Origin of the sequence: Streptomyces sp. 2A115, from assembly GCF_052245575.1 — a bacterium.
Taxonomy (GTDB): Bacteria; Actinomycetota; Actinomycetes; order Streptomycetales; family Streptomycetaceae; genus Streptomyces.
Map to the genome: position 1 here is coordinate 112,822 of NZ_JBQQCG010000002.1, position 18,531 is coordinate 131,352.

The following is an 18,531-nucleotide window of genomic DNA, read 5'->3' on the forward strand; positions in this document are numbered from 1 at the left end:
CATCCCGGCCCACACTGAACTCCGTTCCGGCACGTGTCAACCCTCTCTGAACCCCTTTGACAAGCTCGCTGCCCTATGGAACGGTCCAGATCATGAGACCCCCGACGATCCGCGACGTCGCCGAACGGGCCGGAGTGTCGAAGTCGCTGGTCTCCCTCGTGCTGCGCGGCTCCGACCAGGTGCGCCCGGAGAAGCGGCAGGCCGTGCTGGCCGCCGTCGAGGAACTCGGCTACCGGCCCAACGCGGCCGCACGCAGCCTCAGCGAACGGCGCACCCGCACCGTGGGCGTGCTGTTGAACGACATGCGCAACCCCTGGTTCGTGGAACTGCTCGACGGCCTGAACTCCCTGCTGCACGCCCACGGACTGCACATGCTGCTCGCCGACGGCCACCTCAACCGGCGCATGGGCGAGGACCTCACCCGCACCTTCACGGACCTGCGGGTCGACGGCCTGATCGCCGTCGGTACGCTGCCGGATCCCGAGTCGCTGCGCACGGCGTCCGGGCAGGTGCCCACCGTCGTCGCGGGTGCCCGCGAGCCCGTGCTGCCCGGCGTGGACATCGTCGCCAACGACGACGAACAGGGCGCCCGCCTTGCCACCGAGCACCTCATCGGCCTCGGCCACCGGCGCATCGCCCACATCGCGGGCCAGGGGATGGTCGGCGAACTGCGCCGCCGCAGCTTCGAGTCGGTCATGCGCGAGCACGGTCTGGCCGGGACGGCGATCGTGGAGCAGGGCGACCTGACCGAGGAGGGCGGCTACCGGGCCACCGTCCGCCTGCTCAGCGCCCGGGAACGGCCCACCGCCGTCTTCGCGTTCAACGACATCGCCTGCGTCGGCGCACTGTCGGCCGCCGAGGAACTCGGCCTCCAGGTGCCGCGCGACCTCTCCCTCGTCGGCTACGACAACACGTACCTCGCGCGCCTGCGTCACCTGTGGCTCACCACCGTGGACAACGCCGGGCACGATGTCGGCCGCCGTGCCGCGCAGTGCCTGCTCGACCGTATCGCCGACCCGGCCCGCCCCGGCGAGGTCGTCCTCACCGCGCCGGCCCTCGAGGTACGGGGTACGACGGCGCCGCCGCGGCGCTGAGGGCAGGCCGCCCCGAAGCGCGAGGTTGGAGATCTTGACGTGTTCGTCCCGTCGGCGTTCGTCGGGTCCGACTCGGGTTACAGCAGGATGGGTGCGTTGCTGACGGCCGGGCTGGATGACAGGGTGTCGAGGATCTCCCCGCGGGCGGAGACGCCGCGCGTCCTCATCGCCTCCCGCGCCCCGTCGGGGTCGCCCGCGACGATGGCATCGACGATGGCCAGTCGCTGTTGACTTCGGCCAGGATGGGTCGACGGCGGGGCGAGCCGCATCACCAGTCGCGCGATGCGCTCGATCTCGTCGAGCATGTTGACGACCGACAGTGCCAGGCGAGCATTTCCGGACCCATTGGCAATGATGGTCTCGAATTCATAGTTGACACGGATTCGCTCTTCGAAGCCTGGCCCGCTCAGCTCGTCGTACTCCTCGTCGAGGGCCAGTTCCTGAAGACGCTCGAGTGATTCAGGCGCGAGCCGCCGGCGAGCACAGAGGAAGGCGGCCTCTGATTGCAGCAGGACGCGCATGTCGCACAGATCGGCGGCGTCATGGAGAGTGACCGGCGAGACGATGTATCCCGCTCGCGGCATGGGAGTCACCAAACCCTCGCGATGGAGCCTGGCGAGCGCCTCGCGAACGGGGGTTTTGCTGAGGCCGAGCGAGCGCGCGACCTCCAGTTCGGTGAAGCCGGCTCCGGGAGGGCGTTCCAGCTCGATCACTTGCCGCTTCAGGGTTCGGTATGCCCGCTGCATCATGCTGCTGGTCTCCGGGTGTTCCCGGAGCAGATCGGGCCTATACCTCACTGGCCGGCTCACCCGTCTCGCCGTGCTCCTGCCCTCCGGAGGATGCCGCCGCTTCGCGCGGATCGCGCAGCCCTGCCGCCCAACTACGCGCCGTCGTCACATCGACGCCTCGGCCGGGGAAAACGGAATCGACGAAGAAGTCGTGTACGTCCGGTTCCGGATCGGCGCAAGCATCGGCGATGACCGTCAGTCGGTAGTCCCGGTCAAAGGCGTCATAGACAGTCGCGGCCACCATCGCGCTCGTGGCCACACCCGCCACCGCCAGCGAGTCCACGCCTCGGCCGCGGAGAATCATGTCCAGCTCGGTCCCGGTGAAAGCACTTCCGCGCCGCTTGGTCACGATCACATCGCCGTCGGCGATCTTGAGTGCCGGGTCCACTTCCGTACCGGGTGAGCCCTGATGGTAGATGTCTCCGGCCGCGTGGCAGGCGCTGATCACGGCATTGCTCGGGGCGACGTCGAGGCCGTTGACGCGAAGCTCGGTGCGGATGAACACGATGAGTACCCCGGCCGCCCGTGCGGTGGGGAGGACCTCGGAGATCACTGGAAGGAGCTTGCGTGTGAACGGGTAGTCGCGGGTGATTCCGGACTGCAGATCGCCGACGATGAGCGCGTTGGTCATTGCCAGACTCCCTCGGTAAGAGGTTCGAGGTCGGACAACTGAGATACTAACGAGGTGAGTTGATATCTCAAGCCGGTTTGCGGCAGCCGGCTTGCGACCAGTTCGAGGGTGCGGAGTGGGGCGTGCTGCCCCTGCTGCTTTTGGGCGAGTAGTGGACAAGACCGTCAAGTCGGGTCAGGCGTGCCGGTTCGCGTCGCGGTGACGGAAGCTTCGGCCATGATCGCCGCGTACGTGACCGCCGAACGCGAACTGGGCCGCGTCGCGGCCGAGGCCGACGTCGACACCCTCGCGCCCACGCTGATCGGGGCCGGCCACCTGCTGTTCGACGACCGGAAAGGCACTCCGCCGGAGGCCGGCGATGTGTGGGGACCTGGTCGCTCAGCACGGCTATGGCAAAGCAGCGCGCCGAGGGCCGACGACGCCGACCGGGAGCCGAGGGACCTGGGTCGAGCCGCCGAACAGCCCGGGCCTCGTCTCATCGAAGGCGGCCTCGCGCGCCAGGCCGGCGTAGTAGCGCAGTACGGCGCCTGCTCCGGGCCATTACTCGCGCACCGTCCGCTTCTCGATCTGCTTGTCCACGGCCTGCTGCGGGGTGAGGGCGATGACGCGCTGCACGAAGATGCCGGGCAGATGTACCGCGTTCGGGTCGATTCCACCCGTCTCGACGAGTTCCTCGACTTCGGCGATCGTCAACCGCGACACCGGCACATCGGCCACCGCCTCGCCGGCCGTGGCAACCACCTTGTCCATCACGCCAGGAGCTCGCCGGCCGCCAGGTCGGAGGGATGCTGGGCCAGAGCAGTCACGTCGATCTTCATGAACGGGAAGAGGGGCAGGTTCCACAGCACACGGTGGAGTTCCTCGTTGTCCTCGACGTCGAAGACGCTGAGGTTCGCGTACTGCCCGACGCATCGCCAGATGTGGACCCAGGTACCCGACTTCTGCAGCTCATGGCAGTACGCCTTTTCCCGGGCCACCAGGTCCGCGCGGACCTCGGGGTCGAGGCCGCGCGGAATGTCGACGTCCATCCGTACCGCGAACAGCACCGTGCGTCACGCCTTGTCGAGGACGAAGTCGTACGTGACCTCGTGGCCGTTGCCGTCCGCGGCCGGACCGGGATCGAGGATGAGCTCGGGCTTCACCGCGGACGCGATGTCGTCCTCGACGTGGCTGCCACCCTTGAAGTACAGCTGTGTGGTGATGAGTTGGTGGCCTGGCGCCGACACCTTCAGGTGGAGATGCGCGGGGCGCCACGCGTGCCAGCCGGCGGCGGCGATGAGCCGGCCGCAGGAGCCGTCGGTGGGGATCTGGTAGGGCGCGGGCTCGATGGTGTGGATCCGGAAGTGGCCCCGGTCGTCGACGGTGACCGTGCCGCGCAGGTTCCACTCGGGCAGGCCGGGGGCGAACTGCGCGTAGTAGCCGTCGTTGTCGGCGTGCCAGATCTCGATCGTGGCGCCGGACAGTGGTGTGCCGTCCACGCTCGTCACCTGGCCCTGGAAGAGCAGTGGTGTGCCCTCCTCGCCGTCCCGCATCGGCAAGGTCGCCTCCGCGGACAGGTTCGGGGAGTCGGGGACGTAGTACGGGCCCTCGATGGTGCCCTTGCTGCCCTCGCGGTTCTCGCTCGCGACCTCCTCGACGACGTGCTCGATCCACACGTCCAGGAAGAGCGGCCACTCGCCGTCCTGGCCGACCTGGATCAGCCATGCCTTGAGCACGTCGTACTCGGCGTAGGTGACCTTGTGGCGGCGGACGATGTCGTGGACGGCGGTGATCAGTTCGGTGGCGAGGGTGTCCACGCGCTTGGCGTCCACGTCGGTGGCGCCCGAGTGCTGCCTGGTGCGGAACCGCTCGGTGGCGGCGGCGCCGGAGGCTGCGGCAGTGGCCTGTTCGGTGATGATGTCGGTCATGTCCCGTTCCCGATCCTTGAGTTGTGCCATTGAGTTGTGCCGGTGAGTTGTGTCGGCGCGTTCTGTGTGAGTTCTGTCGGTCGGTGAGCTCTGCGTGTCGTCTGCCGGCAGGTGGCGTCCGTCAGTGGTCCTGGCGGTAGCGGGCCAGCTTGTCGGGGTCGATGTCGATGCCGAGTCCGGCGCCTTCGCGGATGCGGAGGGTGCCGTCCTCTATGGTGAGCGGCTCGGTGAGGAGGTCGTCGGTCATGTCGAGGAAGTTCGAGAGTTCGCCGGCGTGCAGGGAGGCGGTGCGGTGGGCGGCTCCGAAGGTGACCGTGCACAACGTGCCTATCTGGCCGTCGATCTGATTGCCCATCACCACCTCGACGCCGAGTCCCTCGCACTCGTGCAGGACACGCTGGGAGGCGGTGAAACCGGTGCGGGCGGTCTTGATGCTGATGGCCGTGGCGGATCCGCCGAGGAGTTCGCGGGTCACCTCGGCCGCCCGGGTGGCGCTCTCGTCGGCGATGAAGGGGATGGGGCTCCGGGCGACCAGCCAGCGCCGCCCCAACACGTCGTCGGCCGGACAGAGTTCCTCGGCGAAGGTCAGGCCGAGCTCGGCCATCTCACGCAGGGCGCGCGCCGAGTCGGACGCGCTCCAGCCGCGGTTGCCGTCGATGTAGAGCTCTGCGTCCGGACCGAGGGCCTCGCGCAGCGCACGGCAGGCTTGGACGTCGTCCGTATAGGGCTGCCTGCCGACCTTCACCTTGAAGGTGGTGATGCCGTACGTGTCCCGGATCCGTTCCGCCTCGGCGACCATCTGCTCGGTGGGCGCGAAACCCACCATGTGGCTCACCCGCATGCGGTCGGTGTAGCCGCCGAGCAGCCCGGACACCGGCATGCCCGCGGCCTGGCCGAGGATGTCCCACAACGCCATGTCGACAGCGGCCTTGGCGGTCGGGTTGCCGACGGTCCGGTCGAGCTTCTCGTGGACCGCCTCCCGTTCCAGGGCCGTCAGTCCCAGGATCTGCGGCGCGAAGATCTTGTCGATCACCGCGATGATCGATTCCTGGGTCTCGCCGTAGGTGTAGGGCCGGGGCGGCGCCTCGGCGAACCCGGTCAGGCCCTCGTCCGTGTGCACCCGCACCAGTACGTGCTCGGCGGTGTGCACCTCTCCGCTCGCGAACTTCAGCGGCTTCCTGTACGGAATGGCGAAGGGAATCGCCTCCACCTTGACGATCTTCATGCCACTCCTCAAAGCCCTTCGGAAAGTCCGTCGGAAAGTCCGTCGGGAAACATGTCGTTCTGCTCCAGTACCTTCAGGAGATTCCGCAGCAGCGGTGAGTCGTCGTCCTCCCGCCAGGCCAGGTCGAGCCGTACGGACAGCGCGTCCTCGATCTCCTTGCAGAGCACTCCCTCGCGGGGCGCGGAGCGGATCGAGTCCGGGAGCACGGCGACGCCGAGTCCCGCGGCGACCAGTGCCAGGGCGGCCGAGGTCTCGGTGACCTCGTACGCGCGGTGCGGGTAGAAGTCGGAGGCGAGACAGCTGCGTACCACCGCGTCGTTGACGACGGAGCCGAGCGTGGCGGCGTACATGATGAAGTTCTCGTGCCGCAGCTGCTCCACGCGGACGGAGTCCGCCTCGGCGAGCCAGTGCTGCTCCGGGACGGCCACGACCAGCGGCTCGGCGGCGATGGGCCGGTGGGCGATCCCCTCCTGCCGTACCGGCGGGCGCAGCACGCCGACGTCGAGACGTCGCTCGATCAGCCCCGCTTCCTGGGCGGGCGTGAGCATCTCTGTGTGCACCTCCAGCATCACGTGCGGCATCTCGTGGTTCACCAGCCGGGCCAGGACGGGCAGCTGGCGGTACGAGGCGGATCCCGTCAGGCCGATCCGCAGCACCCCCTCCGCACCCGAGGAGAAGCGCCCGACCCTGGTCACCGCTTCGTCGACGGCCTTGAGGATGCGCTCCACATCGGTGTGGAACACTTCGCCGGCGCCGGTCAGGGCGACCTGCCGGGTCGTGCGGGTGAACAGCTCCACGCCCAGTTCCTTCTCCAGGCGGCGGATCGCCTGGGAGAGCGGGGGCTGGGCCATGTGCAGGCGTTCGGCGGCCTTTCCGAAATGGCGTGTTTCGGCGACGGCCACGAAATACCGAAGGTGCCTGAGTTCCACCGGGCTACCCCCTTCTCGTTTCGGGGCCCTCGAATGCGCCCAAGCGTAGGGAGCCAGTCCCATACACCACAAATACTTGGTTGCAGCCTATTGAGACGACGGGGATATCAGTACCCCCTGGGTCAACCCTGGTGAAATGCCTGGGGCCCGACCTTTCATCGCGATGCCATGGTGCTGAAAAGCAGCCGCAGCAAGCCGTTGCCGACCGGACGGACCGGCGGCGGACACGACTCAGGACACGAACCGGAGGGACGGACCATGGCTGAAGCCCGCAGCCGTGCGCGGACCATCCTCGAAGACGCTCTCGTGGAGGACCCGGACAGCGGTGTGTACCGGGTGCGCCGCAGCGTCTTCACCGACGAGGAGCTGTTCGAGCTGGAGATGAAGCACATCTTCGAGGGGAACTGGACCTCTCTCGCGCACGAGAGCCAGATCCCGGAGAGCGGGGACTACTTCACGACCTGCATCGGCCGCCAGCCCGTCGTCATCTCCCGCGACAAGCAGGGCGAACTGCACTGCCTGATCAACGCGTGCAGCCACCGCGGCGCGATGCTCCGCCGCCGGAAGACCGACAACCGCACCACGTTCACCTGCCCGTTCCACGGCTGGACGTTCAGCAACAGCGGCAAGCTGCTGAAGGTCAAGGACTCGCGGGAGGCCGGCTATCCCGAGCAGTTCAACACCGACGGCTCGCACAACCTGACCAAGGTGGCCCGCTTCGCCGGCTACCGGGGGCTTCCTCCCCTGGCCGGACGTGTACGCGAACGCCCTGGTGATGACCGGCCGCCTCGACGAGGCCGACACCTTTCACCCCGTACGAGGAGCTGGCCACACGCCGCCGTCACCGCTCCGCCATGGCCCGGCTCGGCCTGGCCCGTGGACGGCTCACCGCCGCACGCGGCGACATCGACATCGCCCGCAAGGACTTCGAGCAGGCCCTCACGCATCTCGAACAGCTGCCGCTGTCCTACGACCGCGCCCGCGTGAACTTCGCCTACGGCCAGACCCCGCGCCGCGCCGGCAAGCGCCGCGAGGCCGACACCGTCCTCAACAACGCGCGCGACGCCTACCTCGCCCTCGGCGCCCGCACGTACGTGGAGCGGTGCGACCGCGAACTCAAGGCGGGCGGCCTGCACACCACCCGTCTCGCCCCCGGCCTGTCCCAACTCACGCCCCAGGAACAGGCCGTGGCCCAGCTCGTCGCCGCTGGAGCGACCAACAAGCGGACGGCGCTGGAGCTGTACATCTCCGTCAAGACCGTGCAGTACCACCTGACGCACATCTACACCAAGCTCGGCATCCACTCCCGCAGCGAACTGGCCGCGCGCTTCAGGGAGTTGCCGTCTCCCGAATGATCAGCCCGATACGGCGTCGACCAACGGGTAGTGACAAGCGGCCTGGCGGCCCGAGGCCATCCGCGTGAGCGGGGGACGTTCCACCGCGCAGCGCTCGCGGGCGTACGGGCAGCGGGTGTGGAACGTGCAACCGGTCGGCTTGGACGCGGGGTTGGGCACGTCGCCGGTGAGGATGATGCGTTCCCGGCGCGGGGTGCCCGCACTCCCGTTGGTGGTGGCGGTTCCGTCGTCGATCTCCGGGACCGCCGACATCAGCGCTTCCGTATAGGGGTGCGCGGGGGCCGCGTACAGCGCCTCGGTCTCGGCGAGTTCGACGATCTCGCCGAGGTACATGACGGCGATCCGGTCCGAGACGTGGCGGACCACGCCCAGGTCGTGGGCGATGAAGACGTACGTGAGCCCGAACTCGTCCTGGAGATCGGCGAACAGGTTCAGCACCTGGGCCTGGATCGACACGTCGAGCGCGGACACCGGTTCGTCGGCGACGATCAGCTTCGGGTCGGTGGCCAGGGCCCGGGCGATGCCGATGCGCTGGCGCTGGCCGCCGGAGAACTCGTGCGGGTAGCGGTCCAGGTGCGCCGAGGCCAGCCCCACCACGTCGAAGAGTTCGGCGACGCGGCGCCGGACCGCTGCGGCGTCCCCGTACCGGTGGATGAGCAGCGGCTCGGCCACGATGTCCCCGGCGCGGCGGCGGGGGTTGAGGGAGGCCTGCGGGTCCTGGAAGACCAGCTGCATACCCGGGCGTACGGGGCGCAGACGGCGCGCGGACAGCGTGGTGATGTCCTGGCCGTCGAACTCGACCCGGCCGCTGGTGATGTCGGTGAGTCTGACCAGACAGCGGCCGAGGGTGGACTTGCCGCAGCCCGACTCGCCGACGATGCCGAGCGTCTCCCCGGCGCGTACCTCCAGCGAGACTCCGTCCACGGCTCGCAGCACTTTCCGGCGCGTGGTGAGCGAATCGGCGCGCAGGGGGTAGTGCTTGGCGACGTCCGTGGCGCGCAGCAGCACGTCGCCGCTCGGCCGGGCCCGGTTGTCCGCCGCCACGAGGTTCTGTGTCGTCACGATGCCGCCTCCCTGTCCGCTTGTTGAGCCTTCTCCGCCCTGACGACCGTGGGTCCGCCACCGCCGCCTGCCGCCGCCCGTGTCGTAAGGCGCAGCGACGCGCGGTCGTGCGGTGGCAGCCAGCAGGCGTCGCGGTGCGTGGTGTCACCGGCGCCCGCGGAGAGTTCCGGGCGTTCGTCGCACCGGGCGTGACGCGCCGGACAGCGCGGCGCGAACGCGCACCCTTCCGGAAGGTCGTCCGGCGAGACGGGCATGCCCGCGATGGTGGGCAGCCGCCGCAGCCGGGGTCCGCCCACGCGGGGCACCGAGTCGAGCAGTCCCCAGGTGTACGGGTGGCGTGGGCCGTGGAACACCGCCTGGCGCGGGCCCTCTTCGGCCACCCGGCCGCCGTACATGACCAGGACCCGGTCGGCGATCTCGGAGACCACGCCCATGTCGTGCGTGATGAGCACGACGGCCGAGCCGCGCGCGTTGAGATCCCGCATCAGGTCGAGGATCTGCGCCTGGATCATCACGTCGAGCGCTGTGGTCGGTTCGTCGGCGATCAGCAGTGCGGGGCCGCAGGCGAGGGCCATCGCGATGACCGCGCGCTGGCGCATGCCGCCGGAGAACTCGTGCGGGTAGGCGTTCACCCGCGAGGCCGCGTCCGGGATGCCGACGTCGGACAGCAGCTCCACCGCGCGGGCGTGTGCCGCCTTCTTGGACACCGGCTCGTGGGCCCGTATCTGCTCGGCGATCTGCCAGCCCACGGTGTAGACGGGGGTGAGCGCGGTCATCGGGTCCTGGAAGACCATGGCGATCTCCCGGCCCCGTATCGCACGCATCTGCTTGTCGGGGAGGGTGAGCAGGTCGCGGCCGCGGAAGAGGACCTCGCCGGTGACGGTCACGTTCGGGTTGGTCAGCAGCCGCAGCACGGCCAGCATCGACACGCTCTTGCCGGAGCCCGACTCGCCGACGACACCGAGGATTTCGCCGGGCGCCACCGACAGGGAGAGGCCGTCGACGGCCGTGACCTGGCCGCGTCGGGTACGGAAGGACACCCGCAGGTTCCGTACGTCCAGCAGCGGCTGAGACGGCTCGGACGGCTCAGGTGACTGATCAGGCATGGCGGGCCCTCGGGTCGAGTCGCGCGTACAGGATGTCCACCAGTGCGTTGGCGAGGACCACGAAGAACGCCGCGTAGAGGACGGTTCCCATGATCACGGGCAGGTCCAGGTTCTGCAGGGCGTCATAGGTGAGTTTGCCGACGCCGGGCAGTCCGAAGACCACCTCGGTGAGCAGCGCGGCGCCGCCCACGAGCGCGCCGAAGTCAAGGCCGAACAGCGAGACGATCGGGATCAGCGAGCAGCGCAGCGCGTGCCGGATGAGGATGCGCCGCTCGGAGAGGCCCTTGGCCCGCGCGGTGCGCACGTAGTCCTCGTTGAGCGCGGTGACGACCTCGCCGCGCAGCAGCCGGGCGTAGATCCCGGCGTACAGCAGCGACAGGGTCAGCCACGGGAAGAGCATGTGCAGCGCCCATTGGCCGGGGTCCTGGCTCAGTCCGACGTACCCGGGCGGTGGTACCCAGGAGAACAGCGAGTCGTGCAGCCGGTTCTGGGTGATGAGGTTGACGACTTCGCCGAGCCAGTAGGCAGGCAGCGACACGCCGACCACTCCGACCAGCATGATGAGCGGGTCGACGGCCGTGCCGCGCAGGGTCGCCGCGGCCGTGCCCATGAGGATGCCGACGGCCATCCAGATGATCGCCGCTCCCACCACGAGCGACAGCGTCACGGGCATCGCCTGCACGATCTGCGGGATGACGCGGGTGCCGCGGTTGACGAACGACTCCAGGTCCCGGTCGATCAGCAGGTGTCGCATCATCAGCAGATACCGGACGGGCATGGGCCGGTCGAGGCCGAAGGAGTGCCGCACCTGGGCGAGCGTGGCCGGGTCGGCGTTACGCCCGGCGATGCGCGCGGCGGGATCCACGCCGGGCGTCGCGAAGAAGATCAGGAACACCAGCACGCTGATCGCGAACATGACGAACAGCGCCGAGAAGAAGCGTCGGAGGGCGAAGTACAGCATCCGTCACACCCCTCCGCGCAGCCGGGCACCCGGGTCGAGCGCGTCGCGCACTCCGTCGCCCAGGACGTTGAGTGCCACCGTGGTCAGCGCGATCAGCAGTCCCGGGGCGATCGTCACGGTGGGCCGGGTGTAGAGCAGCCCCAGGCCGTCCTCGATGATCGTGCCCCAACTGGCGTCCGGCGGCTGGACACCGACGGACAGGAAGGACAGCGCCGACTCGGTGAGCATGGCCAGCGCGGTCATCAGCGGCAGGAAGACGATCGCGGTGGGCAGCACGTTCGGCAGCACCTCCCGGCGCATGACGCGCAGGGCGGGTGCGCCGGAGCCGATGGCCGCCTGGATGAACTCCTTGTTGCGCAGGACCAGTACGTGGCCGCGCATCGGACGGGCGATGTACGGGACGTAGATCGCCGCGATGATCACGATGGGGAGCCAGAGACTCCCCGCGTCCACGGTGACCGGCCCGAGGCGCAGCCCGTTGGTGAGCAGCACGACCGACAGGCAGATGGCCAGCAGGTACACCGGGAACGCCCAGATCACGTCCAGGATCCGTGAGATGACGGCGTCCACGACACCGCCCGCGTAACCCGCGAGGACTCCCACGGCCGTGCCGATGACGACGGTCAGCAGGGCCGCGGTGACGCCGATGAACAGGCTGGTACGGCCGCCGTACAGCAGGCGTGCCATGACGTCGCGGCCCTGGTTGTCGGAGCCGAGGAAGTAGTGGGCCGTGTCCCAGGTGGGGCCGATGGGCGTGACGCCGAGACCGAGGCCCGTGCTGCTCGGGGTGAGGACCGGGACGGTCTTGCCGTCGACGACCGTGGTGCCGGAGACATGGGACTGGAACGGGTCGGTGTCGGCGAGGTGGTTGGCGTACAGCGGCGCGCACAGGCACACCGCGATGACGACGACCAGGACGATGGCCGCGGCCACCGCCGACCTGTTGTGCGACAGGTCGGCGGCGGCGGTCCGCCAGGGGCCCGGCGAGCGCCGGGCCTCGGCGGTGGGCGGCGGGGGCACGGAGCGGTTCACTTCACCCACAACTGCCCGACGAGCATGTAGAACTGCTTGCTGAACTGGTAGTTGCCGACCCGCTTCGACGTGAAGTCGATGATCTTCGGGTTGATCACCGGGACGACCGGGGACTCCTTCATGATGTCCTGGTCGATGGTGCCCCACTGCTGGTCGGCGCTCTTCTGGTCGGTCTGTCCGGTCTTCAGCGCGGTCTTCATCTTCGCGTCGATGGTCTTGTCGCAGAAGCCGGAGATGTTGATGCTGGAGTCGCTGCCGGGGTGGAACGAGGCGCAGGACAGCAGCACGTTGAGGTAGTTGGAGGCCGCCGGGTAGTCCTGGTACCAGGACGTCAGGGCGAGCTGCACCTTGTTCTTGGTGTTCTGGATGTAGGTGAACTGGATGTTCCCCGACAGCGGTTTGAGCGTGGCCTTGTAGCCGAGCTGGTTGAGCAGGCTCTGCAGGTACTGGCCGATCGACTTGTTGACCTCGTCGTCGCTCACCACGATGCCGACTTCCTGCCCCGCCGTGCCGGACTCCTTGACCAGCGCCTTGGCCTTGGCCAGATCCGGGGCCGACCAGGTCTTCCCGCCGCCCTTGGTGTAGTCACAGGTGTCGACGTGCGCGGGGAAGCCCGGCGGCAGGATGGTGCACGCGGAGCTGGCGAGGTTCTTGCCGCCGTACAGCCGGACCACGGCCTCGCGGTCCACGGCCCAGTTGATGGCTTGGCGCGCCAACTTGTTGTCGAACGGCGCCTGGTTGACGTTGAGCGTCAGGTACCACAGCGCGGTCAGCGGGTTGACGTGCGCCTGGTCGGCGTACTTGGTGCCGATCTCGTTCAGGCGGTCGGCGGGCGGCGGGTCGTACATCCAGTCGGCCTGGCCGTTCTGGACGGCGGTCACCTCGGACTCGACGGTCTGGCCGAAGGTGTAGTCGATCTTGTCGGGGTAACCCTGGGGCTGGCCGTCCCGTGACCACTCCTTGAAGTGCGGGTTGCGCACCAGCTTCAGCGCCCGGTTGGGGTCGTACGAGGCCGCCATGTACGGGCCGGTCGTCGGCAGCGGCTTGGTGCCGGCGTCCTTGGCCGGCGAGTCCTTCGGCACCACGCTGGCGTGCGGGACCGCCAGCTTGAAGGAGAGTTCCGGGTCCGGGGCGGTGAGGTTGATGGTCACCGTTCCGGCCGAGGCGTCACCGACGACGCCCTTGTCGAGTGTGCAGTCGGCGGGCTTCTTGATGCAGGCGTCCGCTCCGACGATGCCGTTGTAGAACGTACCCGCGGTGGGGGAGGAGACCTTGAAGATGCGCTGGAAGGACGCCACCACGTCGTCGGTGGTCACGGCCTTCCCGGTGGAGAACTTGATGCCCTTGCGCAGCGTGAAGGTGTACGTCTTGCCGCCGTTGCTCACCTTGGGCAGGGCCGCGGCCAGATCCGGTACGACGGTGAACGACTGCTGGCCGCCGGTCTTCTTGAACGACAGCAGACCGTCGTACATCGACTGGTACAGCTGCCAGTACTGGAGGGTGTAGTTCACCTGCGGGTCGAAGCTGCCCGCGGCCGACTTGGCGACCAGGCGCAGGGTGCCGCCCTTGTGCTCAGGCTGGAAGGCGGACGACCCCGATCCGGAGGAGGACGCGGTCGGGTCGGAGGCCGTGCCGTCGTCGGAGGACGAGCAGGCGACCGCGGTCAGGGCGAGGGCGGTCGTGGCGGCGGCGAAGGCGGTCCGTCTGGAGGCGCGGGACGCGGTCGTGCGAGACCTGGTGGAGCGGGACATCCAAGGAACTCCCGTCGGTGGAGCAGATTGCTCAGGTGGCTCGGGTGGATCAGTCGGTGGAGTCGAGGAACGCGCCGACGACCTGGAGGTAGAGGTCCTCCTCCTCGACGTGCGGCATGTGGCTGGAGTGCTCGAACATGTGCCAGCGCACGTCGGGGATGCGATCGGCGAAGGGTTTGAGAGTGGCGGGAGTCGCCTCGTCGTGGCGGCCGGACACCAGCAGGGTCGGCACGTCGATCAGGTGCAGCCGGTCGATGACCGACCAGTCCTTGAGGGTTCCGACGACATGGAACTCGTTCGGCCCGTTCATCGTGTGGTAGACGGTCGGGTCGGCCGCGATGTTGTCCCAGGTGGCCTGGACCTCGGACGGGGTCGGGACCACTCGGCAGACATGACGCTCGTTGTAGACCTGCTCGGCCGCCAGGTACTCCGGGTGGTCGGTGGTCCCGGCCGCCTCGTGGGCGAGCAGGGTCCGCTGGACCTCGGGCGGGAGAGCGGACCGCAGCTCGGCCGCGCCCGACAGCCAAAGCTCCATGGACGCGGGCGAGTTGGCGATGACCAGGCCGCGCAGTCCAGCCGGGCGGCGTACGGCGTGCTCGGCGGCGAGCATGCCGCCCCAGGACTGGCCGAGGATGTGGTAGGCGTCGGCGATCCCCAACGCCTTGAGGAGATTGTCGAGTTCGTCGAGGAACAGCTGGACGGTCCAGAAGTCGGCACCGTTGCCGGGCAGATGGGTGGACAGCCCGATGCCGAGCTGGTCGTAGTGCACCACGGGGCGACCCTGCTGGGCGATGTTCGCGATGCGCAGTGTGTAGTCGTGACCGGCGCCGGGTCCGCCGTGCAGGACCACCAGAGGTGTCCTGCCCGGCTCGCCCGTCATCCGGTACCAGGTGGACCATCCGTTGAAGTCGATGGTCCCGGTGTGGTTCGGTTCGGGGATCGCCACTTCGAGCCTTCCAGACTGGCCGGAATCGGCCAGCCCCTGTCTGAAACGGGGTGGGTGTGACGGATGGCTGACATACTGATTGGGTAAAAGGTCAGTGCACAAGACCTTTTACGAGAGCATCGGCATACGTAACTGCGTGTTTACGTGTCCGGTATCCGTGACCGACCCGAGGAGGAGAGCTGACGCTCGCAGCCCAGCCACCTGAGCCAGGACAGCCGACCGAGCCGACGATCGGCCCGGAGGACGAGCTCTCCCGGGTGCTCGACCGTGTCCTCCTCGGTGGCGCTCCCTCATCGGAACTGCGCCCGGTACGGGTGGCCTCGGCGGTCGACGAGGTCTCCGACCGGCTGCTCACCGCGATCGCCGTCGGGGATTTCCTGCCGGGGGAGCGGCTGCCGGTCGAACGCGAGCTCACCCAGCTGCTGCGGGTGAGCCGCCCCACCGTGCGCGAGGCCATCGGACGTCTCCAGGCCGTGGGAGTCATCGAGATCCGCCGCGGCCGCAACGGGGGCGCCTTCGTCCGTGACAGCTGGAGCGAGTCCTCCGCGGCCGCGGTCCGCCGCACGCTGCTGCCCCGATGGGAGCAGTTGGAGCAACTCTTCGACCTGCGAGGGCTCGTGGAGGGCATGGTGGCCGCCACGGCCGCCCGCCGCCGGCGATCCGAGGACCTCGATCCCATGCGCGAGGCCCTGACCGCCCACCTGTCCGCCCGGACACCCCGTGAGGAACAGGCCGCCGACAGCGCGTTCCACCGGAGCATCTGCGAGGCCACCCACAATCCGCAGATCAGCATGCTCAGCAGGGACCTGCTGACCCGCATCAGCCTCGGCTTCCCGGTCGAACCGTGGGGCGAGGGCGAGCGGACCCACTTCCACCGGGCCAGCGGTGGCCACAAGGCCCTGTACGAGGCCATCGCGGCGGGTGAGCCCGAACAGGCGGAGGAGATCGCCCGGGATCACTTCACGATCAGCGCCGACATGATCCGCGACGTGCTGGCCCGGGTACGCGCCACAGAACCGTCCTGACGGCCGGTGCCGACCTCGTCCGCGCTGTCCCGGAGGGACAGATGTCCCGGCGGGTCACATGTCTCACTGGGACATTCCTGGGTGTAGTGTCGAGGACATGAAGGCGGTCGAAGACACCAAGACCACACAACCCGCGCCCGCCCCGCCCAGCGCCGCAGCGGAGGACCGCAGACAGCGCAAGGCGAGGCAGACGCGCGGCGCGCTCGCGGCCGCCGCGCTCGACCTGATCCTGGAGCGCGGCCTGGCGGCCGTCACGGTGGAGTCGATCGCGGAGCGGGCGGACGTCACGCGCCGCACCTTCAGCCGGTACTTCGTCGGCAAGGAGGACGCGGCCCTGGAATTCACCCGCGGCGACGGAGCCCGCATCAACGCCCTGCTCCGCGCCCGCCCGGCCGATGAACCGCCGCTGCTCGCCTACCGCAGGGCCGTGCGCGACTGGCTGGCCGACCGGGAGAACCCGGCCTGGCACGTGCGCCCACGGATGCGCCGGCTGCTCGCCCTGGTGGATGCCGAGCCCGCCTTGTTCGCCGCGTACGAACGCATACGGGTCGACGCCCAGGAGGAGTCGACCCGCATCATCGCCGACCGGCTCGGCATCGAGGACGACCAGGACCTGCGTCCGGCTGTCGTCGTCGGCGCCGCGGCCGGAGCCCTCACCGCCGCGCTGCGGATCTGGGCGCGCGACACACACGACGACTCGGGAACCGCGGACCTCGCCCACCTGGTGGAGCGGGCCTACGACGCCCTGACCGGAGAGGCCGCCTCGGCGGCCTCACACACCGCCACCAGAGAGTGAAGAGCACCATGGCCGCCACCCCCCACACCGACTACTCCACCGAGTTCTCCGGCAGGACCGCACTCGTCACCGGGGCCGCGTCCGGCATCGGTCTGGCCACCGCCCGTCGCCTCGGCGCCGGCGGCGCGAACGTCGTCATCGCCGACCACAACCCCGAGGGAGCGGAGAAGGCCGTTGCCGCGCTGAAGGGGACGGGCATCGAGGCGGCCGCGGTCCAGGTGGACGTGACGCGCCCGGAGTCCGTCGAAGCGGCTGTGCGGTCCAGCGTCGACATGTTCGGCGCCCTCCACCTGGCCGTGAACAACGCGGGTGTGAGCGGAGAGATCGCCCCCACAGGTGAGTACGACATCGACGTCTACAACCGCGTCATGCGCACGAACCTCGACGGTGTCTTCCACTCGATGCGCTACGAGCTCCCGGCCATCGAGGCGGCGGGCGCGGGCGGCGCGATCGTGAACGTCTCCTCCATCATGGGGTCGGTCGCCGCGGCGGGCTCGTCCGCCTACGTCGCCGCGAAGCACGGCGTGGTGGGCCTGACCAAGGCAGCCGCCGCCGAGTACGCCCCCAAGGGCATCCGTATCAACGCGGTGGGTCCCGGCTTCATCGAGACGCCCCTGCTCGGGGAGATGGACCCGGCCGCGCACGCAGCCCTGGCCGGGCTGCACCCGGCGGGGCGCCTGGGCCGGGCCGAGGAGGTCGCCGAGATGATCGTCTTCCTTCTCTCCGAGCGCGCCTCCTTCGTGTACGGCAGCTACCACTTGGTGGACGGCGCCTACACCGCCCTCTGATCCCCCGACACATCGCATCGACAGACCAAGGAGCCCCGACATGAAGGCACTGCAATACCACACCGTTGGCGCCGCTCCCGAGGTGGTGACGGTCCCTGATCCCGAACCCGGTCCCGGTCAGGTCCTGTTGAAGGTCACCGCCGCAGGTGTGTGCCATTCCGACATCGCGGTGATGAGCTGGCCCGCCGAGGGGTTTCCGTACCCTCTGCCGCTCACCCTCGGCCATGAGGGCGTCGGCACGGTGGCCGCGCTCGGCGCGGGCGTGAGAGGCCTGAAGGAGGGCGACGCGGTCGCGGTGTACGGGCCCTGGGGCTGCGGCACCTGTGCCAAGTGCGCCGAGGGCAAGGAGAACTACTGCCTGCGCGCCGCCGAACTGGGCATCCATCCGCCCGGCCTCGGGGCACCGGGTTCGATGGCCGAGTACCAGCTCGTGGACGATCCCCGGCACCTCGTCCCGATCGACGGACTCGACCCGGTCGCCACGGTTCCGCTCACCGACGCCGGACTGACGCCGTACCACGCGATCAAGCGCTCGCTGCCCAAGCTGCTGCCCGGGTCGACCGCCGTGGTCATCGGCGCGGGAGGGCTGGGGCACGTCGCCATCCAGTTGCTGCGGGCGATGACTTCGGCCCGGGTGATCGCCCTCGACGTGAGCGAGGAGAAGCTGCTGCTCGCGCGCGAGGTCGGCGCCCACGAGACCGTCCTGTCCGACGCGCGGGCCGCGGCAAGGGTCCGCGAGCTCACCGGCGGCATCGGCGCGGAGGCGGTGTTCGACTTCGTCGGCGCGGAGCCCACGGTCAAGACCGCCGGGGCCGTCGCGGCCGTGGAGGGCGAGGTGTCCATCGTCGGCATCGGCGGCGGGGCACTGCCCGTCGGCTTCGGTCACCTGCCCTTCGAGGTGTCGGTCAACGCTCCGTACTGGGGCAGTCGCGGCGAGCTCATCGAGGTCCTGGCGCTGGCGCGGTCCGGCGCCGTCTCCGTCCACACCGAGACGTTCACGCTGGACGAGGCTCCCCTCGCCTACGAACGGCTCCACGCCGGCAAGATCAACGGCCGTGCCGTGATCCTCCCCAACGGCTGACCTCGCCGGGCCGGGCGGGCACGTCGGTCTATATCCTCTGCGGGCAGTCCCAAG

At 69.2% G+C, this 18,531-nt stretch carries 19 protein-coding genes and 2 pseudogenes; 8 read left to right on the plus strand and 13 right to left on the minus strand.

Features of this window, described 5'->3' with window-relative positions; translation table 11 throughout:
• The first annotated feature begins 92 nt into the window (after positions 1-92).
• Positions 93-1,094, plus strand: coding sequence for a LacI family DNA-binding transcriptional regulator (locus tag ACTWQR_RS02085; RefSeq protein WP_443225112.1), 1,002 nt, complete (start codon positions 93-95; stop codon positions 1,092-1,094).
• A 77-nt stretch (positions 1,095-1,171) separates the two neighbouring features.
• On the opposite strand, the gene ACTWQR_RS02090 is transcribed toward ACTWQR_RS02085, so the two are convergent.
• Both ACTWQR_RS02090 and ACTWQR_RS02095 read right to left on the minus strand, forming a co-directional pair.
• Positions 1,172-1,843, minus strand: coding sequence for a GntR family transcriptional regulator (locus tag ACTWQR_RS02090; RefSeq protein WP_443225113.1), 672 nt, complete (start codon positions 1,841-1,843; stop codon positions 1,172-1,174).
• A gap of 37 nt (positions 1,844-1,880) precedes the next feature.
• The gene (locus ACTWQR_RS02095; RefSeq protein WP_443225114.1) at positions 1,881-2,513 is read right to left on the minus strand and encodes a cysteine hydrolase family protein; all 633 of its coding nucleotides are present in this window, start codon (positions 2,511-2,513) and stop codon (positions 1,881-1,883) included.
• 174 nt (positions 2,514-2,687) lie between these two features.
• Here ACTWQR_RS02095 and ACTWQR_RS02100 point away from each other — a divergent pair.
• A pseudogene (locus tag ACTWQR_RS02100) lies at positions 2,688-2,876 on the plus strand (TetR/AcrR family transcriptional regulator); the annotation flags it as partial.
• 177 nt (positions 2,877-3,053) lie between these two features.
• On the opposite strand, the pseudogene ACTWQR_RS02105 reads toward ACTWQR_RS02100, so the two are convergent.
• From ACTWQR_RS02105 to ACTWQR_RS02125, 5 genes and pseudogenes are all read right to left on the minus strand, one after another.
• Positions 3,054-3,281: pseudogene (locus tag ACTWQR_RS02105) on the minus strand (CoA-transferase); the annotation flags it as partial.
• Positions 3,263-3,559 (minus strand): muconolactone Delta-isomerase, encoded by a 297-nt coding sequence (gene catC, locus ACTWQR_RS02110; protein ID WP_443225115.1) that lies wholly within the window; start codon positions 3,557-3,559, stop codon positions 3,263-3,265. The gene catC and the pseudogene ACTWQR_RS02105, both read right to left, overlap by 19 nt.
• A 6-nt stretch (positions 3,560-3,565) precedes the next feature.
• Entirely contained in the window at positions 3,566-4,420 is an 855-nt protein-coding gene (catA, locus tag ACTWQR_RS02115) for a catechol 1,2-dioxygenase (protein WP_443225116.1), read from the minus strand.
• Between the two features lie 121 nt (positions 4,421-4,541).
• The gene (locus ACTWQR_RS02120; protein ID WP_443225117.1) at positions 4,542-5,645 is read right to left on the minus strand and encodes a mandelate racemase/muconate lactonizing enzyme family protein; all 1,104 of its coding nucleotides are present in this window, start codon (positions 5,643-5,645) and stop codon (positions 4,542-4,544) included.
• Positions 5,646-5,653: 8 nt separating this feature from the next.
• Entirely contained in the window at positions 5,654-6,574 is a 921-nt protein-coding gene (locus ACTWQR_RS02125) for a LysR substrate-binding domain-containing protein (RefSeq protein WP_443225118.1), read from the minus strand.
• A 258-nt stretch (positions 6,575-6,832) separates the two neighbouring features.
• Here ACTWQR_RS02125 and ACTWQR_RS02130 point away from each other — a divergent pair, with 258 nt between their 5' ends.
• Together ACTWQR_RS02130 and ACTWQR_RS02135 are read left to right on the plus strand one after the other, a co-directional pair.
• Positions 6,833-7,561: a Rieske 2Fe-2S domain-containing protein gene (locus tag ACTWQR_RS02130; protein WP_443225119.1), complete on the plus strand. Its 729-nt coding sequence runs from the start codon at positions 6,833-6,835 to the stop codon at positions 7,559-7,561.
• Entirely contained in the window at positions 7,558-7,929 is a 372-nt protein-coding gene (locus ACTWQR_RS02135) for a response regulator transcription factor (RefSeq protein ID WP_443225120.1), read from the plus strand. The genes ACTWQR_RS02130 and ACTWQR_RS02135 overlap by 4 nt, the downstream gene beginning before the upstream one ends.
• Here ACTWQR_RS02135 and ACTWQR_RS02140 read toward each other — a convergent pair whose 3' ends face one another.
• The 6 genes from ACTWQR_RS02140 to ACTWQR_RS02165 are packed head-to-tail and all read right to left on the minus strand — an operon-like array spanning position 7,930 to position 14,787.
• Complete coding sequence (locus ACTWQR_RS02140; RefSeq protein WP_443225121.1) at positions 7,930-8,991, minus strand: ABC transporter ATP-binding protein; 1,062 nt, start codon at positions 8,989-8,991, stop codon at positions 7,930-7,932.
• Complete coding sequence (locus ACTWQR_RS02145) at positions 8,988-10,097, minus strand: ABC transporter ATP-binding protein (RefSeq protein WP_443225122.1); 1,110 nt, start codon at positions 10,095-10,097, stop codon at positions 8,988-8,990. The genes ACTWQR_RS02140 and ACTWQR_RS02145 overlap by 4 nt, the downstream gene beginning before the upstream one ends.
• Positions 10,090-11,058 carry an ABC transporter permease gene (locus ACTWQR_RS02150; RefSeq protein ID WP_443225123.1) on the minus strand — a complete coding sequence of 323 codons (969 nt, stop codon included), beginning with the start codon at positions 11,056-11,058 and terminating at the stop codon, positions 10,090-10,092. The genes ACTWQR_RS02145 and ACTWQR_RS02150 overlap by 8 nt, the downstream gene beginning before the upstream one ends.
• A 3-nt stretch (positions 11,059-11,061) precedes the next feature.
• Positions 11,062-12,078, minus strand: coding sequence for an ABC transporter permease (locus ACTWQR_RS02155; protein WP_443225124.1), 1,017 nt, complete (start codon positions 12,076-12,078; stop codon positions 11,062-11,064).
• A gap of 8 nt (positions 12,079-12,086) precedes the next feature.
• The gene (locus ACTWQR_RS02160; RefSeq protein ID WP_443225125.1) at positions 12,087-13,841 is read right to left on the minus strand and encodes an ABC transporter substrate-binding protein; all 1,755 of its coding nucleotides are present in this window, start codon (positions 13,839-13,841) and stop codon (positions 12,087-12,089) included.
• Between the two features lie 49 nt (positions 13,842-13,890).
• Positions 13,891-14,787 carry a proline iminopeptidase-family hydrolase gene (locus ACTWQR_RS02165; protein ID WP_443225126.1) on the minus strand — a complete coding sequence of 299 codons (897 nt, stop codon included), beginning with the start codon at positions 14,785-14,787 and terminating at the stop codon, positions 13,891-13,893.
• 257 nt (positions 14,788-15,044) lie between these two features.
• Between ACTWQR_RS02165 and ACTWQR_RS02170 the strand changes: the two genes are divergently transcribed.
• From ACTWQR_RS02170 to ACTWQR_RS02185, 4 genes are all read left to right on the plus strand, one after another.
• Positions 15,045-15,812 (plus strand): FadR/GntR family transcriptional regulator, encoded by a 768-nt coding sequence (locus ACTWQR_RS02170; RefSeq protein ID WP_443225127.1) that lies wholly within the window; start codon positions 15,045-15,047, stop codon positions 15,810-15,812.
• A gap of 97 nt (positions 15,813-15,909) precedes the next feature.
• Positions 15,910-16,608 (plus strand): TetR family transcriptional regulator, encoded by a 699-nt coding sequence (locus ACTWQR_RS02175; RefSeq protein ID WP_443225128.1) that lies wholly within the window; start codon positions 15,910-15,912, stop codon positions 16,606-16,608.
• Positions 16,609-16,616: 8 nt separating this feature from the next.
• Positions 16,617-17,396, plus strand: a complete 780-nt coding sequence (locus ACTWQR_RS02180) for an SDR family NAD(P)-dependent oxidoreductase (RefSeq protein WP_443225129.1) — start codon at positions 16,617-16,619, stop codon at positions 17,394-17,396.
• 40 nt (positions 17,397-17,436) lie between these two features.
• Positions 17,437-18,477, plus strand: coding sequence for an NAD(P)-dependent alcohol dehydrogenase (locus ACTWQR_RS02185; protein ID WP_443225130.1), 1,041 nt, complete (start codon positions 17,437-17,439; stop codon positions 18,475-18,477).
• Positions 18,478-18,531 lie beyond the last annotated feature (54 nt).

What these genes read in the sequence shown, in the direction of transcription:
- ACTWQR_RS02085 (WP_443225112.1), top strand. Translation starts at nt 93, where the DNA reads ATGAGACCCCCGACGATCCGCGACGTCGCCGAACGGGCCGGAGTGTCG.
- ACTWQR_RS02090 (WP_443225113.1), bottom strand. Translation starts at nt 1,843, where the DNA reads ATGATGCAGCGGGCATACCGAACCCTGAAGCGGCAAGTGATCGAGCTG.
- ACTWQR_RS02095 (WP_443225114.1), bottom strand. Translation starts at nt 2,513, where the DNA reads ATGACCAACGCGCTCATCGTCGGCGATCTGCAGTCCGGAATCACCCGC.
- catA (WP_443225116.1), bottom strand. Translation starts at nt 4,420, where the DNA reads ATGACCGACATCATCACCGAACAGGCCACTGCCGCAGCCTCCGGCGCC.
- ACTWQR_RS02120 (WP_443225117.1), bottom strand. Translation starts at nt 5,645, where the DNA reads ATGAAGATCGTCAAGGTGGAGGCGATTCCCTTCGCCATTCCGTACAGG.
- ACTWQR_RS02130 (WP_443225119.1), top strand. Translation starts at nt 6,833, where the DNA reads ATGGCTGAAGCCCGCAGCCGTGCGCGGACCATCCTCGAAGACGCTCTC.
- ACTWQR_RS02145 (WP_443225122.1), bottom strand. Translation starts at nt 10,097, where the DNA reads ATGCCTGATCAGTCACCTGAGCCGTCCGAGCCGTCTCAGCCGCTGCTG.
- ACTWQR_RS02150 (WP_443225123.1), bottom strand. Translation starts at nt 11,058, where the DNA reads ATGCTGTACTTCGCCCTCCGACGCTTCTTCTCGGCGCTGTTCGTCATG.
- ACTWQR_RS02160 (WP_443225125.1), bottom strand. Translation starts at nt 13,841, where the DNA reads ATGTCCCGCTCCACCAGGTCTCGCACGACCGCGTCCCGCGCCTCCAGA.
- ACTWQR_RS02175 (WP_443225128.1), top strand. Translation starts at nt 15,910, where the DNA reads ATGAAGGCGGTCGAAGACACCAAGACCACACAACCCGCGCCCGCCCCG.
- ACTWQR_RS02180 (WP_443225129.1), top strand. Translation starts at nt 16,617, where the DNA reads ATGGCCGCCACCCCCCACACCGACTACTCCACCGAGTTCTCCGGCAGG.
- ACTWQR_RS02185 (WP_443225130.1), top strand. Translation starts at nt 17,437, where the DNA reads ATGAAGGCACTGCAATACCACACCGTTGGCGCCGCTCCCGAGGTGGTG.